This window comes from Streptomyces sp. TOM-9 (assembly GCF_056858595.1).
In genome coordinates this window covers 7121188-7136625 of the sequence record NZ_JBXEQB010000001.1, presented here as the reverse complement: position 1 = coordinate 7136625, position 15438 = coordinate 7121188, and the positions used below count along the sequence as shown (strand labels likewise).

The window sequence follows — 15438 nt, the reverse complement described above, 5'->3', positions numbered from 1 at the left end:
TCGGGAGGGCGGTCGCGCGCGGTTGTGCCGTCGGGTGCTTCGCGACGGGCAGGGTCAGCCGGCGACCGCTGAGGTGGGGGTGATGATCTTCTGGATGCGGGCAGCGCCCAGCTCGACGGCAGTCATCGTTCCAACACCTCCCGGTTTGCTCTCGGTCCGACGGCGACACCTTAGCCGGTGTGCCGGGAGACCCCGCAACCGGTTTTCCGCGGACGGCTCACGCCGTCTCGGCGTAACGCTCCCCCGCGTACTCCCGCACCACCGGGACGACGGCCTCCGCGCCGCCGGGCAGCCGGTCGAGGCGCACCAGGGCGAAGGCCTGGTGACCGTCGACCAGGTAGGAGGGGTTGCTGTGCGGACGGCTGCCCGGCAGCGGCCACACCACCAGCCAGGGGCGGGTGTCGGTGGTGGTCGGCGGGCGGCCGACCGTGACGGCCGCGATGTCCTTCCAGGAGAAGAACGACTCCTCGCCGGTGACCTCGCGCATGCCGATCCCGGCCGGCCCGACGCGCAGCCGCAGCGGCTTGCGCCAGCGCCGGTACGAGCGGCCCGTGAGGACCCAGCAGCCGATCGCGCCGAGCGGACCGAAGGCGCCGAAGGGCTCGGGGCCGGTGAAGCCGCCGTGGACGAGTTCCCAGAACGAGTAGGTGAAGACGACGCCGAGCGCCGCCCAGACCAGGGTCCAGGCGCCGGCCTGCCGGGCGTCGACGAACTGCCGCTCCCCGCCGGGCACGCGCAGTTCCGGTCCCGACACGGTCACCGGGATCGGCGGGCGTACGGCCCGTGGCGCGGTCTCGAAGGCGGCGCCGCCGTGCTCGGCGAGCGCGGCCGTCAGCTCCGGGACGCTCTGGTCGAGGTCCTCGCAGTCGACGAGCGTGTACCGCAGCCGGCTGTCCCAGGTGCGGTCGGGCTTGCGGGGGAACGTGACGCCGGGCGCCGTCCAGAGCGTGAGCCGCGGCTTGGGCGGTGTGGTGGTCTCGCTGTCCTCACCGGTGTGGGGAAGGTGCCACAGGGAGACCGCCTCGATCTGCTCCCAGGCGAGTTCCGCGTCGTGCAGCGTGATGCCGAACGCGTCGACCCGCAGCCGGAACGGCTTCCGCGCCCTTCGCAGGTCCCTCGCCCCGTTCCAGGCCCCCAGGGCCCCCAGGAACCCCAGGAACAGGGGGCCCGTCGCGCTCCGCGAGGCGACCAGCCAGACCAGCGCCAGCGCGACCGTGGTCAGGCCTCCGATCACCCACCGCCGGCCCCGTCTCCTGAGCGTCCGCTCTACCGTGAACTCCACCGTTCCCCGCCCCCTTTGACGTCCCCCACCGGAACTCATGATGCGCTCGCCAGGGTCTGCGGCTGCTGCCGTGAGCTGGGTGTTGCCCAACCGTGACGCCCGGCCGGACAGCGGCTCCGGCCGGTCGCCGCCGCGTCGCCCGCCGTTCACCGAGGGCCCCGCGAGGAGCTCCCGAGGACGACTTTGCCTGTTCTTTACAACCCGCCTCCGGGCCGCCTCGTCTCTCCGCGCGATCAGTTGCCACCACCCGCCCGTGCCCCACCGGGGGCTGGGCGGGGTGACGAAGGAGAGCGATACATGCGCAGCAGTGTTCTCACCGCCGCGGCCGTCGCGTGCGCCGCGGTGCTGGCGGGGACGGCGCCCGCGTTCGCCGACGGGCCGAGCGCGCAGCCCGCGCCGGCGCGCAGCGCCGCGCCGAGCGAAGCGCCGTCCGCGGTGCCGTCCCCGCGTCAGGTCGACCGGGTGCCGGCGGGTGCGCCCGACACCGGCGTGCAGTCCCCGGCCGGCGCGAGCGGGCCGGACGGCACGGTGGTGGCGGCGGCCGGGGGCGGCCTGCTGCTCCTGGCCGGCGGCACGTTCGTGGTGACGCGGCGCAGGCGCACCACCGCCGGATGACCCCGGGCGCGAGGTGGGCCGCGGTCCTGGCGGTCCTGGCCGCGCTGCCCTGGGCGGGCGGGTGCGCGGGCGGCTCCGGTGACGGTCCCGTCGCCGCGCCGCCCGTCGTCTCCGCGCCGCCCGCGGCCGCACCGTCGCGCCCGTCCCCGCCGGCCCCGCTCGCCCGCTCGGTCCCGGTACGGCTGCGGATCCCGGCGATCGGGGTCGACACCCCGGTCATGGAACTGGGGCTGGCCCCGGACGGCACGGTGGAGGTCCCGCCCGTGGCGCGTCACTCGCCCGCCGGCTGGTACCGCCACTCCCCCACGCCGGGGCAGCTCGGCCCGTCCGTGCTCCTGGCCCACGTCACCGTCGGCCGGTTCGGCGACGGGGTCTTCCGGGACCTGGCACGGCTGCGCCCGGGCGACCGGGTCGTGGCGGGGCTGCGGGACGGCGCGTCGGCGGAGTTCACCGTGGACCGGGTGCGGACGGTGGCCAAGGCGGACTTCCCGGCCCAGGAGGTCTACGGCGACGTGGACCGTCCCGAGCTGCGCCTGATCACCTGCGGCGGCCCCCGCACCGCCGACGGGAGCGGATACCGCGACAACGTCGTGGTGTTCGCCTCCCTGACCTCAGGGGACCGCGGCTAGCGGCGGCCGGGCCGGATGGCGGTGCGCCATCCGGCCCGGCCGTCCGGTGGCACGTCTGCGGCATGATGAACGACGGAATGTGGAGAGTGTTGAAACGGTCTTCCCGGGACGAAGCGGCGTCCGAGCTCTTCGCCGCCCTCTACCCCCGCCTGGCCGGCTGGTGCCGGCGGCTGGTCGACGACGACGAGACGGCCCACGAGATCGCCTCGGAGGCCTTCACCCGGCTGTGGGCGCGCTGGACGAGCGTGGACGAACCGCGCGGCTTCCTCTACGTCACGGCCGCCAACATCGTGCGCGACCACTGGCGGAAGGTGGAGCGCGAACGCCGGGCCATGCGGCGCGCCACCGCGGAGGTCCTCGTCGACGGGCAGGGCGAGGGACGCGACGGGCAGACCGATCCTTCGGTGCGGATGCTCGTCCAGTCGCTGCCCGAGCGGCTGCGGGTGCCCATCCTGCTGTACTACTACGCCGACATGCCGGTCCGGGAGGTGGCGGCCGCGACGGGGCGGAAGGAAGGAACCGTGAAGGCCGACCTCCACGCGGCCAGGGAAATGCTGCGAGCCGGACTGAGGAGAAGCCTTGATCACACCCATTGAGGGCCCGGACGAGGAGCGGGACCCGGAGCTGAGCGCCCTGCTGCGGCCCGGCACGGTCCTGCTCGGGCCGCCGCCCGGCCGGTTCCGGGAGGTCCGCCGCGTGGCGGCGCGGCGCAAGCTGCTGCGGGCGGCCGCGGGAGCCGGGGTGTCCCTGGCGGTGGCGGCGGTCGTCGCCGTGCCTCTGCACCTGCTGTCCGCCCCGGGGCAGGGGCCTGGGGTCGGGCCGGCCGTGCCCGCGGTGTCCGTCCCCCCGGCGGCCGACCCGCCGCCCTCGCCGCCACGCCCGACCACGTCACCCGTCCCGGAGCCGTCCGAGACCCCCGGCCCGGACCGCCGCACCGGCTCGCCCGTCGCCCCCGATCCGCGCCGCGCCGCCTCCTCCGCCCGCCAGACCGACTCCGTCTCGGCCACACCGCTCTCCCGTGCCACCGACGACCCCCCGGCCCGCCCCCGGGGCTGACCGGCTCCGCCGCGGCAGACGTGTGGGGCGGGGGGCGGTGCGTGTCCGATTCGTTCAAGACGGGCCGGGGGGCGCGACCCTACGGTTGCGGCATGACTCTTCGTTTCGATGTCGTCGAGATCGTCGTGGCCGACATGGCCGCCTCGCTGGCCTTCTACCGCAGGCTGGGGCTGGAGGTCCCCGCCGGGGCGGAGGCCGAGCCCCACGTGGAGGTGGCGCTGCCCGGAGGGCTGCGCATGGCGTGGGACACCGTGGAGACCGTCCGGTCGTTCGACTCCTCCTGGACGCCCCCGCAGGGTGGCCACCGGATGGCGCTGGCCTTCACCTGTGACGGGCCGAAGGAGGTGGACGCGACGTTCGCCGAGCTGACCGGGGCTGGGTACGCGGGGCACCTGAAGCCCTTCGACGCGCCCTGGGGGATGCGGTACGCCGTGGTCCTGGACCCGGACGGGAACCCGGTCGACCTCTTCGCGACGCTCCCGCAGGAGTAGCCGGGGTCAGGCGAGCAGGTCGCCGAGCGGGACCCCGGCGAGCGCGCGGACGTCGCGGGCCAGGTGGGCCTGGTCCGCGTAGCCGGCGCGGGCGGCGACGTCGGCGAAGGGATGGCCGCGGCGGGCCAGTCCCAGTGCGCGCTGGAGGCGCAGGATGCGGGCGAGGGTCTTGGGCCCGTAGCCGAAGGCCGCCAGGCAGCGGCGGTGGAGCTGGCGCTCGCTCAGCCCGGTGTCCTCGGCGACGGTGCCGACGCGGGAGCCGGCCGCCAGGCTCGCGGCGACCTGCGGGCCCCACGGGGGCGCCGCGCGCCGCACGTCCCGTGCGAGCACCAGGGACTCCAGGACGGCGCCGGGGTCGGCGGCCGCGGCGACGCGCTCGGTGGCCCGGCGCGCCTGCGCGCCGGGCCACAGCGCGTCCAGCGGAACACGGCGGTCACGCAGCTCGTGCGCGGGCAGCCCGAACACGGCGGGCCCGACGCCGGGGGCGAAGCGCAGGCCCGCGTACCGCGTGCCGGGCGGGCTGCCGGAGAGGTGGGCGGCGGTGTCGGGGCCCGCCGCGAACAGTCCGGTGTCCTCGCCCCAGATCAGGTCGATGCAGCCGTCGGGCAGCACGCGGGCCGCCCCGGCACCCGCTGTCCTCGTCCACAGCACGGCGCCGGGCACCGTCGAGGTCTGTTCCCGGTACACCGCTCCAGCATGGCACCGGCCACCGACAGCGCGCCGGGTGCGCCTCAGTGCGGGGGCTTGCCGCCGTTCTTGCCCGGGGGCCGGCGCCCGCGCAGCCGGGACCGCACGTCCTCCGGCGGCAGGAAGCCCGCCCAGCGCTCGGGGAATTCGGCGGGCGGGTCCTCCGGACCGACCTCGTCGTCCGGGCCGGACTCGAACGCGGCGCGACGGGCGGCGGCCTCCGCGACGAGGTCGGCGGCGGCGCGTTCCCTGGCCCGGGCGTTCTCCTCGCGGGCGGCCGCGGTCTCGATCGACGGCCACACCCGGTCGATGGCGGCGTTGACGGCCGCTCCGACGAGCACCGCGAAGGCCGACACGAAGATCCACAGCAGGACGGCGACGGGCGCGGCCAGCGATCCGTAGATGGTCGGGCCCTCGACGGTGTGGGTGAGGTAGATGCGCAGCACGAAGCTGCCGAGGACCCACATCAGCAGGGCGACGGCCGCCCCGGGCATGTCCTCGTACCAGGGCGACCGCACCGGTACGGAGACGTGGTACAGCGTGGTGAGGAAGGCGATCGACAACACGCTGACGACCGGCCAGTACAGTATCCGGATCACGGCCTCGCTCCACGGCAGGAACGACACCACCGCGTCCGGCCCGACGACCATCAGCGGCATGACGACCGCACCGATCACCAGGGCGACGATGTAGAGCAGCAGCGCCAGCAGCCGCGTCCTGACGATGCCGCGCCTGCCCTCCAGCCCGTACATGATCGTGATCGTGTCGACGAAGACGTTGAGGGCCCGCGATCCGGACCACAGGGCGATGACGAAGCCGATGGAGATCACGTCGGGCCGTCCGCCGCCGAAGACGTCGTCGACGAGCGGCCGCATCAGCTGGTCGACGCCCTTGTCCGACAGGACCGTCGCGGCGGCCGTGAGGATGTTGCCGCGGATGTTGTCGATCGTGTCGGTGCCGATGATCTCGTCGACGTAGCCGATGGCGCCGACGAGGCTCAGCAGCAGCGGCGGCAGGGAGAGCAGCACGAAGAAGGCGGCCTCGGCGGCGAGTCCGGTGACGCGGTACTCCATGCAGGAGTCGACCGTGTCCTTGAGCAGCAGCCAGCCCACCTTGCGCTTGGATACGTTCCTGTAGAGGGCCCGCGCCCGGTGGAGTCGGCCTCGCCTGGGCCGCTCGGGTGTTTCGTCTGCTGCCTGCACGCGCCTACCGTAACCGTCATGAGTCCCCCCACACACACCGTGACCAACCAGGCTCCGCCCCTGGTCGGGTATGACGTGTACGCCGCCGACACCGCCCTGGTGGAGGGGGTGGCACGACACGTGGCGCCCGGGCTCCGGGAGGAGGTCCACCGGGAGCTCGGCGAGATCGGCCGGGCCGCCGGTTCCGCTCAGGCGCAGGGGTGGGCGGAGGCCGCCGACACCCATCCGCCGGTGCTGCGCACCCACGACCGGTACGGGCACCGGATCGACGAGGTGGAGTTCCACCCGGCCTGGCACCGGCTGCTGGGGCGCGCGGTCTCCTCGGGGCTCACCGACGCCTGGTCGCGCCCCGGCGGACACCTGCGGCGCGCGGCAGGTTTCCTGGTGTGGTCCCAGGCGGAGGCCGGGCACGGCTGCCCGGTGTCGATGACGCACGCGGCGGTGCCGGCGCTGCGGGCCGACCCGGCGCTGGCCGCCGAGTGGGAGCCCCGGCTGGGGTCGCGGGTGTACGACCCGCAGCTGGTGGCGCCGGGGGGCAAGCCCGGGGCGCTGTTCGGCATGGGGATGACCGAGAAGCAGGGCGGCTCGGACGTGCGGGCCACCACCACGCGGGCGGAGCCGCTGGCGGAGGAGGGCACGTACCTGCTCACCGGCCACAAGTGGTTCTGCTCGGCGCCGATGTCGGACGCCTTCCTCGTGCTGGCGCAGGCGTCCCCCTCCTCGGGGAAGGGGGGCCTGACCTGCTTCCTGCTGCCCCGGGTGCTGCCGGACGGCTCACGCAACGTCTTCCTGATCCAGCGGCTCAAGGACAAGCTGGGCAACCGCTCCAACGCCTCGGCCGAGGTGGAGTTCGACGGCACGTGGGCGCGCCGGGTCGGCGAGGAGGGGCGCGGGGTGGCGACCATCATCGAGATGGTGGCGGCCACCCGGCTGGACTGCGCGACCGGTTCCGCCGCGCTGATGCGGCAGGCGGTGGCGCAGGCGGTGCACCACGCGACGCACCGCAGCGCGTTCGGCGGGCCGCTGGTCGACAAGCCGCTGATGCGGAACGTCCTGGCGGACCTCGCCCTGGAGTCGGAGGCGGCCACCACGACCGTGCTGCGGCTGGCGGCGGCGTACGACGCGGATGGCGCGGACGACGAGCAGGAGCGGCACTTCCGGCGGCTGGCGGTGGCGGTCTCCAAGTACTGGGTCACCAAGCGCTGCCCGCCGCTGGTGGCCGAGGCGCTGGAGTGCCTGGGCGGCAACGGCTACGTGGAGGAGTCGGGGCTGCCGCGGCTGTTCCGGGAGTCGCCGCTGAACTCGGTGTGGGAGGGCTCGGGCAACGTGCAGGCCCTGGACGTGCTGCGGGTGCTGCAGAGGGAGCCGCGCGCGCTGAACGCCTTCCTCGGCGAGATCGGCCTGGCGCGCGGCGCGGACCACCGGCTGGACGGCGCGATCAAGTCGCTGCTGACCGAACTGGCCGACCTGGAGGGCGTCGAGGCCCGGGCGCGCCGGCTGGTGGAGCGCATGGCGCTGGTGCTGCAGGGCTCGTTGCTGGTGCGGTTCGCCCCGGTCGAGGTCTCGGACGCGTTCTGCGCCTCGCGGCTCGGCGGCGACTGGGGGGCGACCTTCGGCACGCTGCCGCGCGGGCTGGACCTGGCGGCGATCGTGGAGCGGGCGCAACCTCAGGTGTGAGGGGCGGATGCGGCGGCGGTCCGCCCGAGGTCCCGACGGAAGGACCGGGATCTTCGGGGAAACGTTCCGCCGCCGCGCCGCACTGAGGGTGGTGCCGCGCCGACTCGGCACCACCCCCGGTCTCGCCTCACCGTCGCACGGAATCAGGGTTCCGTACGAATAGCGTGATGCGCCGTCACTGTCCGTCGAATGCGCGCATATTCGCAACCGTTGCAGACAGTTGCAAGGTATTGGCCGGATATCCCACCGGAGGGACCGGCCCGGCGGCACCATATGCACATGGTGTGGCAGCGGAGAACCGGCGCGGCCACTGCCCGAGCGCAGAAAGCGCTGCGCACACGGACGCGGGGAGCACCATGAACCAGGATCCGATCGACGCACGGTCGTTGTCGGTCCAGTCCGTCCAGGAACCGCGCCGTTCCGCACGGCTGCTGGGCGGCATGCGGGACGCCGCGCTGGGCGGCGGATCGGGTGGCACGGTGCCCAGACCGGTCATCCAGGACTCCTGGCGGCGCGCCCTGGACCTCGGTGTCGACCCGGACAACGGCAGCCATGCCGGCATGCTGACCGCCGACGAGATCGAGGTGCGCAGGCGCCACACCCCGCTGAACGACGTGATGTCCGCGCTGCGCGACGGCCTGGTCTCGGTCGCCGACGAGGCCCGGCACATCATGGTGGTCACCGACCCCGAGGGCCGGGTGCTGTGGCGGGACGGCAGTCTGGCCGTCCGCAGGAGCGCGGACCGGCTGGGCTTCGCCGAGGGCGCCTCGTGGTCGGAGGAGGCCGTCGGCACCAACGCGATCGGCACCGCCCTGGTCACCGGGCGGCCGGTGCAGGTGCACTCCTCGGAGCACTTCGTCCGGGTGCACCACCAGTGGACCTGTGCCGCGGCCCCGCTCATCGACCCGCGGGACGGCCGGCTGCTGGGCGCGGTGGACGTCAGCGGGCCCGCGGCCGGGATGCACCCCGCGATGCTGTCGCTGGTGACCGCGGTGACCAAGGTCGCCGAGGCCGAACTGCGCAGCCTGCACTGGGCGGCCGTGGACCGGCTGCGCTCGGTCTCCGCCCCGCTGCTCGCCCGGATGCCGGGCCGGGCGGCGGTCGTCGACCCCAACGGCTGGACGGCGGCGGTGACCGGGATGCCGCCGGTGGAGCGGATCACGCTGCCCGCCGCGCCGAGCGCCGGACGTACGTGGGTGCCCGCGCTGGGCACCTGCACCCTGGAGCCGCTGCCGGGCGGCTGGCTGGTGCGGGTCGCCACGCCGGAGGAGGAGGTGCCCGGGGCCGGGCACGTGGTGCTGGACCTCGGCCGTCCCCGCACGTGGACGGTGAACGTCTCCGGTGCGGCCGGCGGCTGGTCGCAGGAGCTCAGCCCGCGCCACGCCGAACTGCTCTTCGTGCTGGCCCTGCACCGGGACGGCCGCACCGCCGCGGAACTGGCCGGCGACCTGTTCGGCGACCCCTCCCGCACGGTGACCGTGCGCGCCGAGATGTCCCGCCTGCGCCGCACCCTGGCCGGGGTGCTCGACCACCGTCCCTACCGCTTCGCGGACGGCGTCGAGGTCGAGGTGGTCCGCCCCGCCCACCCCGCGGACCTGCTGCCGCACTCGACGGCGCCGGCGGTGCGCGGGGCGCGCTTCGGGGAGTGAGGGGGCGACCCGGACTGGCCGCGGCAGCGAGCCGGGAACCCGCCGGGTCCGCGAGGCCGCAGAATGTGGCGCATGAGCACTAGCGTCACGGTGACCACGTGGTCACTGGAGCAGACCTCCCACGCCGATCTGCGGCCCTCCCTGGAGCCGGACCCCGCGACGTCGGGCATCCGCATCGCGCGGGCCGAGGTGCCGTCCCCGGAGTTCAGCCGCTTCCTCTACACGTCGGTGGGCGCGGACTGCGCCTGGACGGACCGCCTGCCGTGGTCGTACGAGCAGTGGCGGGCCTTCCTGGAGCGCCCGGGCGTGGAGACCTGGGTGGCGTACGACCGGGACACCCCGGCCGGCTACATCGAACTGGACCCGCAGGACGACGGCCAGGTCGAGATCGCGTACTTCGGGCTGCTGCCCGCCTTCCGGGGGCGGCGGATCGGCGGGCACCTGCTGTCCGTCGGCATCGCCCGCGCCTGGGACCTGGCGGAGCGCCGGCCGGACCGCACCCCGACGAAGCGGGTGTGGGTGCACACCTGCAGCCTGGACGGGCCGCACGCGCTGGCCAACTACGAGAACCGCGGCTTCCGCATCTTCCGCACCGAGACGGGGGAGGAGGAGGAGAGGCCCGTCACTGGGCCCTGGTCCGGAGCCCGGTAGGGACCGGCGGACGGGAAGGGGCGGGCATGGACGTCGTCGGGGTCGGGGCGCTCAACCTGGACCTCATCACGGGCGCGTCCGCCCTGAACGGCGGCCCGGTGCTGGCCCGGCTCGGCGCGCACATGCGGCTGCGCCCGCCGCCGGAGAGCGGCGGCGAACGCATGGTCGACGAGCCCGCCGTCCGCGCGGGCCTGGAGTGGCTGCGGGCCGAGGGGGTGCCGCTCACGCCGGAACCGGGCGGCTCGGCCTTCAACACCCTCCATGCGCTGGGCCGTCTGGGCCGCGGGCTGCGGCTCGGGTACGTGGGCGTGGCGGGCCGCGACCCGCTGGGCGCGGCCGGCCCCCTCGCCGTCCTGGACGGGCTCGGCATCGACCGGCGGCTGGTGGCCCGGGACCCGGACCGGCTGTGCGGGATCTGCCTGTCCGTGCACGACGGCGGGGAGCGCACGCTGCTGACCCACACCGGGGCGAACACGCGGATCGCCGCCCATGTGCGGGAGCGGTTCGAGGAGATCGCCGGCTACCTGGCGGCGGCGCGGGCGGTGCACGTCACCTCGTTCCTGGATCCGGACGGCGGCGCGGTGCTGCACCGGCTGCTGGTGGAGGTGCGGCGGCGTTCGCCGGGGACGCTGATCAGCTTCGACCCGGGGCACGTCTGGTCGGCGGAGCCGACCGCCGATGTGCTGGCCATGGCGGCGATGAGCGACTACCTGCTGGTCAACGGGCGGGAGTTCGAGCGGCTGGTCCGGGTGCGGACCCGTGCGGAGGGCGCGGCCGTGGTGAAGTACCCGGACCGGGTGGAGGTGCACCGGCCGGGCACCGTGGAGCGCTACGCGCACCGGCCGCTCCCCGGCGGCGAGGTGGAGGACGCGACGGGGGCGGGCGACGTCTTCGCGGCGGGGCTGCTGGCGGCGCTGGTCGCGGACCACGCCCCGCTCGGTGCGGGGGTGCGGCTGGGTTCGGCGCTGGCGGGCCACAAGCTGCGTCACGTGGGGACCCGCGGGCACGGTGGGTTCCGGGCCATCGCGGCCGATTTCCTGCGCCCGGCGAGTCATGTCAGGTGACGGACAATCGACGCATCTCGCCATGCGGGATGAACTCGTCCACATTTTGGATAACGGTGGACTGGCCCGAGATCCCCGTGACACGCTTTCGACATGTCTCGCACTGGAATCGCCTTGGTAGGTCGGCTGCACGTCGACCTCGGACGCATGTCCAGCGCCATCTGTCAGGCGTGCTGAGCACTCGCCGCCGTCCCGTCCAGGACTGACCCGGCCGTCCCCGGCCCCGCGGGCGCAACGAGGCGCCCACGCCTCGCGCTGTTCCCAGCGCAGCGGCGTATCCGCAGGCCAAGGGGACTCTTCGCGCTACGACCGACTCTGTCCAGCCTGCCAGAAGGACTGCATCGCCATGGCCTCCACCCCTGACCAGCCGAACGCCGCCGCGCCGCGCCGCAAGGTGAGCCGCCACCGCGGCGAGGGCCAGTGGGCGGTCGGCCACATGACACCGCTCAACGCCAACGAGCAGTTCAAGCGGGACGACGACGGTCTCAACGTGCGGACACGCATTGAGACGATCTACCGGTACCGCGGCTTCGACGCGATCGACGGAGCCGACCTGCGCGGCCGCATGCGCTGGTGGGGTCTGTACACCCAGCGCAAGCCCGGGATCGACGGCGGCAAGACCGCGATCCTGGAGCCGGAGGAGCTGGACGACAAGTACTTCATGCTCCGGGTCCGCATCGACGGCGGCCGGCTCACCACGGAGCAGCTGCGCGTCATCGGCGAGGTCTCCCAGGAGTTCGCCCGCGGCACCGCCGACATCACCGACCGGCAGAACATCCAGCTGCACTGGATCCGCATCGAGGACGTCGCCGAGATCTGGCAGCGCCTGGAGGCCGTGGGCCTGTCCACCACCGAGGCGTGCGGCGACACCCCGCGGGTCATCCTCGGCTCGCCCGTCGCCGGGATCGCCGAGGACGAGATCCTCGACGGCACCTGGGCCGTGGACGAGGCCCACCGCCGCATCGTCGGCAACAAGGAGTTCTCCAACCTCCCCCGCAAGTTCAAGTCGGCGATCTCCGGCTCCCCGCTGCTGGACGTGGCCCACGAGATCAACGACGTCGCCTTCGTCGGCGTCCGCCACCCCGAGCACGGGCCGGGCTTCGACGTGTGGGTCGGCGGCGGTCTGTCCACCAACCCCAAGATCGGCGTCCGGCTGGGCGCGTGGGTGCCGCTGGAGGCGGTCCCGGACGTCTTCGAAGGCGTCATCTCGATCTTCCGCGACTACGGCTACCGGCGGCTGCGCACCCGCGCCCGGCTGAAGTTCCTGGTCGCCGACTGGGGCGCGGAGAAGTTCCGCCAGGTGCTGGAGGACGAGTACCTGGGGCGCAAGCTGGCCGACGGCCCCGCCCCCGACCAGCCGGTCCAGCAGTGGCGGGACCACGTGGGCGTGCACCGCCAGAAGGACGGCCGCTACTACGTCGGCTTCGCGCCGCGCGTCGGCCGGGTGGACGGCACCACGCTCAGCAAGATCGCCGAGCTGGCGGAGGCGCACGGCTCCGGCCGGCTGCGGACCACCGTCGAGCAGAAGATGATCGTGCTGGACGTCGAGCAGGACCGGGTCGACTCCCTCGTCTCGGGTCTGGAGGCGCTGGACCTGCAGGTGAAGCCCTCCCCGTTCCGGCGCGGCACGATGGCCTGCACCGGCATCGAGTTCTGCAAGCTGGCCATCGTCGAGACCAAGGCGCGCGGCTCCTCACTGATCGACGAACTGGAGCGCCGGCTGCCGGAGTTCGAGGAGCCGATCACGATCAACATCAACGGCTGCCCGAACGCCTGCGCCCGGATCCAGGTCGCCGACATCGGCCTCAAGGGCCAGCTCGTGCTGGACGACGAGGGCAACCAGGTGGAGGGCTACCAGGTGCACCTGGGCGGCGCGCTGGGCCTGGAGGCCGGTTTCGGCCGCAAGGTCCGCGGGCTGAAGGTCACCGCGGACGAGCTGCCCGACTACGTCGAGCGCGTCCTGAAGCGTTTCCAGGCCGAGCGTACGGACGGCGAGCGCTTCGCGCAGTGGGTGACGCGGGCGAGCGAGGAGGCGCTGTCGTGAGCGAACGCGCCGCACCGTTCTACTGCCCCTACTGCGGGGACGAGGACCTGCACCCCGCGGAGCAGGGCCACGGCGCCTGGGAGTGCCGGTCGTGCAACCGCGCGTTCCAGCTGAAGTTCCTGGGCCTGCTGGCCCGGGGGCTGCGGACCGAGCACCGTGAGGGAGGCCCTTCGTGACCACCGCGCAGCAGCACACCGCCGACGAACTGCGGGCGCTGGCCGAGCAGGCGGGCCGCGACCTGGAGGACGCCACCGCGCTCGACGTCCTGCGCTGGGCCACCGGCACCTTCGGGTCCCGGTTCTGCGTCACCTCCTCGATGGAGGACGCGGTCGTGGCGCACCTGGCCTCGCGCGTCGCCCCGGGCGTCGACGTCGTCTTCCTCGACACCGGCTACCACTTCCCGGAGACCATCGGCACCCGTGACGCGGTCGCCGCCGTCATGGACGTGCAGCTCATCACGCTGACGCCGCGTCAGAGCGTGGCCGAGCAGGACGCGGAGTACGGGCCGAGGCTGCACGACCGCGACCCCGACCTGTGCTGCGCGCTGCGCAAGGTCACGCCGCTGGAGGAGGGCCTGACCGGCTACGACGCCTGGGCGACCGGCCTGCGCCGCGACGAGTCCCCCACCCGCGCGAACACCCCGGTCGTGGGCTGGGACGCGCGGCGCGGGAAGGTCAAGGTCTCCCCCATCGCCCGCTGGACGCAGGACGACGTGGACTCCTACGTCACGGAGCACGGGGTGCTCACCAACCCGCTGCTCACGGACGGCTACGCCTCGGTCGGCTGCGCCCCCTGCACCCGCCGGGTGCTGGAGGGCGAGGACGCCCGGGCCGGCCGCTGGGCGGGACGGGCCAAGACCGAGTGCGGGCTGCACGGCTGATGACGACGGAACGGACTTCCCGGGAGGGGCGGATGGGCGTGACGGGCACAGGGGCCACGGTGTGGCTCACGGGTCTGCCGAGCGCGGGCAAGACCACGATCGCCCAGGCGCTGGCCGGGCGGCTGCGCGGCGACGGGCACCGGGTGGAGGTCCTGGACGGCGACGAGATCCGCGAGTTCCTCTCCGCGGGCCTCGGCTTCGGCCGCGAGGACCGGCACACCAATGTGCAGCGGATCGGTTTCGTCGCCGAACTCCTGGCCGCCAACGGGGTCAAGGTGCTGGTCCCGGTCATCGCGCCGTACGCCGACAGCCGGGAGGCCGTCCGCAAGCGCCACGAGGCGCGGGGCACGACGTACCTGGAGGTGCACGTCGCCACCCCGGTGGAGGTCTGCACCGTGCGTGACGTGAAGGGCCTGTACGCCAAGCAGGCCGCGGGCGAGATATCCGGGCTGACCGGCGTCGACAACCCGTACGAGGCACCCGAGACCCCCGATCTGCGGATCGAGACCCAGGACCACACCGTCGAGGACTCGGCGGCGCTGCTGACGGCGCTGCTCGTGGAGAGGGGACTGGCGTGACCACGGTAGTCGCAGTCGACGAGAGCACGGGCAATCCCTTCGCGCTGTCGCACCTGGACGCGCTGGAGTCGGAGGCGGTGCACATCTTCCGTGAGGTGGCGGGGGAGTTCGAGCGGCCGGTGATCCTCTTCTCCGGCGGCAAGGACTCCATCGTCATGCTCCACCTGGCGCTGAAGGCCTTCGCCCCCGCGGCGGTCCCCTTCTCGCTGCTGCACGTCGACACGGGCCACAACTTCCCCGAGGTGCTGGAGTACCGGGACCGCACCGTGGCGGAGCACTCCCTGCGGCTGCACGTCGCCTCGGTGCAGGACTACATCGACGACGGCCGGCTGCGCGAGCGCCCCGACGGCACCCGCAACCCGCTGCAGACGGTGCCGCTGACCGAGGCCATCCAGGAGTCGCGCTTCGACGCCGTCTTCGGCGGCGGCCGCCGTGACGAGGAGAAGGCCCGCGCCAAGGAGCGGGTGTTCTCGCTGCGCGACGAGTTCTCCCAGTGGGACCCGCGCCGCCAGCGGCCCGAGCTGTGGCAGCTCTACAACGGCCGGCACGCCCCCGGCGAGCACGTGCGCGTCTTCCCGCTGTCCAACTGGACCGAGCTGGACGTGTGGCAGTACATCGCCCGCGAGGGCATCGAGCTGCCGGAGATCTACTACGCCCACGAGCGCGAGGTGTTCCGGCGCAGCGGCATGTGGCTGACCGCGGGCGACTGGGGCGGGCCGAAGGACGGCGAGTCGGTGGAGACCCGGCTGATCCGCTACCGCACGGTGGGCGACATGTCCTGCACCGGCGCGGTGGACTCCGACGCCGCCACCATCGACGCCGTCATCGCCGAGATCGCCGCGTCCCGGCTCACCGAGCGGGGCGCCACCCGGGCGGACGACAAGCTCTCCGAGGCCGCGATGGAAGACCGCAAGCGCGAGGGGTACTTCTAGC

Annotated in this window: 18 protein-coding genes; 15 read left to right on the top strand and 3 right to left on the bottom strand. The window is 73.9% G+C overall.

What is annotated here, in order from left to right; translation table 11 throughout:
- Window positions 1-217 precede the first annotated feature (217 nt).
- Window positions 218-1282 carry a hypothetical protein gene (locus AC1VWI_RS33105; RefSeq protein ID WP_499514673.1) on the bottom strand — a complete coding sequence of 355 codons (1065 nt, stop codon included), beginning with the start codon at window positions 1280-1282 and terminating at the stop codon, window positions 218-220.
- Between the two features lie 297 nt (window positions 1283-1579).
- Between AC1VWI_RS33105 and AC1VWI_RS33100 the strand changes: the two genes are divergently transcribed.
- The 5 genes from AC1VWI_RS33100 (at window position 1580) to AC1VWI_RS33080 (ending at window position 4073) form a co-directional block, all read left to right on the top strand.
- Window positions 1580-1897, top strand: coding sequence for an LPXTG cell wall anchor domain-containing protein (locus AC1VWI_RS33100; RefSeq protein WP_499514672.1), 318 nt, complete (start codon window positions 1580-1582; stop codon window positions 1895-1897).
- Complete coding sequence (locus tag AC1VWI_RS33095) at window positions 1894-2526, top strand: class F sortase (RefSeq protein ID WP_499514671.1); 633 nt, start codon at window positions 1894-1896, stop codon at window positions 2524-2526. The genes AC1VWI_RS33100 and AC1VWI_RS33095 overlap by 4 nt, the downstream gene beginning before the upstream one ends.
- Window positions 2527-2603: 77 nt before the next feature.
- Entirely contained in the window at window positions 2604-3122 is a 519-nt protein-coding gene (locus AC1VWI_RS33090; RefSeq protein WP_499514670.1) for an RNA polymerase sigma factor, read from the top strand.
- Window positions 3106-3582 (top strand): hypothetical protein, encoded by a 477-nt coding sequence (locus AC1VWI_RS33085; RefSeq protein WP_499514669.1) that lies wholly within the window; start codon window positions 3106-3108, stop codon window positions 3580-3582. The genes AC1VWI_RS33090 and AC1VWI_RS33085 overlap by 17 nt, the downstream gene beginning before the upstream one ends.
- 92 nt (window positions 3583-3674) lie before the next feature.
- Window positions 3675-4073, top strand: a complete 399-nt coding sequence (locus AC1VWI_RS33080) for a VOC family protein (protein WP_499514668.1) — start codon at window positions 3675-3677, stop codon at window positions 4071-4073.
- Between the two features lie 6 nt (window positions 4074-4079).
- Here AC1VWI_RS33080 and AC1VWI_RS33075 read toward each other — a convergent pair whose 3' ends face one another.
- A complete protein-coding gene (locus AC1VWI_RS33075) occupies window positions 4080-4760 on the bottom strand; it encodes a helix-turn-helix transcriptional regulator (RefSeq protein WP_499514667.1) in 681 nt (226 codons plus the stop codon).
- Window positions 4761-4804: 44 nt separating this feature from the next.
- Window positions 4805-5962, bottom strand: coding sequence for a YihY/virulence factor BrkB family protein (locus tag AC1VWI_RS33070; RefSeq protein WP_499514666.1), 1158 nt, complete (start codon window positions 5960-5962; stop codon window positions 4805-4807).
- A gap of 18 nt (window positions 5963-5980) precedes the next feature.
- On the opposite strand from AC1VWI_RS33070, the gene AC1VWI_RS33065 reads away from it, so the two are divergent.
- The 10 genes from AC1VWI_RS33065 (at window position 5981) to cysD (ending at window position 15437) form a co-directional block, all read left to right on the top strand.
- A complete protein-coding gene (locus AC1VWI_RS33065; RefSeq protein WP_499514665.1) occupies window positions 5981-7639 on the top strand; it encodes an acyl-CoA dehydrogenase family protein in 1659 nt (552 codons plus the stop codon).
- Window positions 7640-7995: 356 nt separating this feature from the next.
- On the top strand, window positions 7996-9288 hold the full coding sequence (locus AC1VWI_RS33060) for a helix-turn-helix domain-containing protein (protein ID WP_499514664.1): 1293 nt from the start codon (window positions 7996-7998) through the stop codon (window positions 9286-9288).
- Between the two features lie 72 nt (window positions 9289-9360).
- Window positions 9361-9939 carry a GNAT family N-acetyltransferase gene (locus tag AC1VWI_RS33055; protein ID WP_499514663.1) on the top strand — a complete coding sequence of 193 codons (579 nt, stop codon included), beginning with the start codon at window positions 9361-9363 and terminating at the stop codon, window positions 9937-9939.
- Between the two features lie 26 nt (window positions 9940-9965).
- Entirely contained in the window at window positions 9966-11003 is a 1038-nt protein-coding gene (locus AC1VWI_RS33050; protein WP_499514662.1) for a carbohydrate kinase family protein, read from the top strand.
- 93 nt (window positions 11004-11096) lie between these two features.
- Complete coding sequence (locus AC1VWI_RS33045) at window positions 11097-11180, top strand: putative leader peptide (RefSeq protein WP_322975673.1); 84 nt, start codon at window positions 11097-11099, stop codon at window positions 11178-11180.
- A 169-nt stretch (window positions 11181-11349) separates the two neighbouring features.
- On the top strand, window positions 11350-13047 hold the full coding sequence (locus AC1VWI_RS33040; protein ID WP_499514661.1) for a nitrite/sulfite reductase: 1698 nt from the start codon (window positions 11350-11352) through the stop codon (window positions 13045-13047).
- Window positions 13044-13223, top strand: coding sequence for a hypothetical protein (locus tag AC1VWI_RS33035; protein ID WP_499514660.1), 180 nt, complete (start codon window positions 13044-13046; stop codon window positions 13221-13223). Before AC1VWI_RS33040 ends, AC1VWI_RS33035 begins: the two co-directional genes overlap by 4 nt.
- Window positions 13220-13927, top strand: a complete 708-nt coding sequence (locus AC1VWI_RS33030; protein ID WP_499514659.1) for a phosphoadenylyl-sulfate reductase — start codon at window positions 13220-13222, stop codon at window positions 13925-13927. The genes AC1VWI_RS33035 and AC1VWI_RS33030 overlap by 4 nt, the downstream gene beginning before the upstream one ends.
- A gap of 32 nt (window positions 13928-13959) precedes the next feature.
- The gene (gene cysC, locus AC1VWI_RS33025; RefSeq protein ID WP_499514658.1) at window positions 13960-14505 is read left to right on the top strand and encodes an adenylyl-sulfate kinase; all 546 of its coding nucleotides are present in this window, start codon (window positions 13960-13962) and stop codon (window positions 14503-14505) included.
- Window positions 14502-15437 (top strand): sulfate adenylyltransferase subunit CysD, encoded by a 936-nt coding sequence (cysD, locus tag AC1VWI_RS33020; RefSeq protein WP_499514657.1) that lies wholly within the window; start codon window positions 14502-14504, stop codon window positions 15435-15437. Before cysC ends, cysD begins: the two co-directional genes overlap by 4 nt.
- Window position 15438 lies beyond the last annotated feature (1 nt).

Bases quoted from the DNA above. Each gene is read 5' to 3' on its own strand.
- AC1VWI_RS33100 (WP_499514672.1), top strand. From the start codon at position 1,580: ATGCGCAGCAGTGTTCTCACCGCCGCGGCCGTCGCGTGCGCCGCGGTG.
- AC1VWI_RS33095 (WP_499514671.1), top strand. From the start codon at position 1,894: ATGACCCCGGGCGCGAGGTGGGCCGCGGTCCTGGCGGTCCTGGCCGCG.
- AC1VWI_RS33090 (WP_499514670.1), top strand. From the start codon at position 2,604: ATGTGGAGAGTGTTGAAACGGTCTTCCCGGGACGAAGCGGCGTCCGAG.
- AC1VWI_RS33080 (WP_499514668.1), top strand. From the start codon at position 3,675: ATGACTCTTCGTTTCGATGTCGTCGAGATCGTCGTGGCCGACATGGCC.
- AC1VWI_RS33065 (WP_499514665.1), top strand. From the start codon at position 5,981: ATGAGTCCCCCCACACACACCGTGACCAACCAGGCTCCGCCCCTGGTC.
- AC1VWI_RS33060 (WP_499514664.1), top strand. From the start codon at position 7,996: ATGAACCAGGATCCGATCGACGCACGGTCGTTGTCGGTCCAGTCCGTC.
- AC1VWI_RS33055 (WP_499514663.1), top strand. From the start codon at position 9,361: ATGAGCACTAGCGTCACGGTGACCACGTGGTCACTGGAGCAGACCTCC.
- AC1VWI_RS33050 (WP_499514662.1), top strand. From the start codon at position 9,966: ATGGACGTCGTCGGGGTCGGGGCGCTCAACCTGGACCTCATCACGGGC.
- AC1VWI_RS33045 (WP_322975673.1), top strand. From the start codon at position 11,097: ATGTCTCGCACTGGAATCGCCTTGGTAGGTCGGCTGCACGTCGACCTC.
- AC1VWI_RS33040 (WP_499514661.1), top strand. From the start codon at position 11,350: ATGGCCTCCACCCCTGACCAGCCGAACGCCGCCGCGCCGCGCCGCAAG.
- cysC (WP_499514658.1), top strand. From the start codon at position 13,960: ATGGGCGTGACGGGCACAGGGGCCACGGTGTGGCTCACGGGTCTGCCG.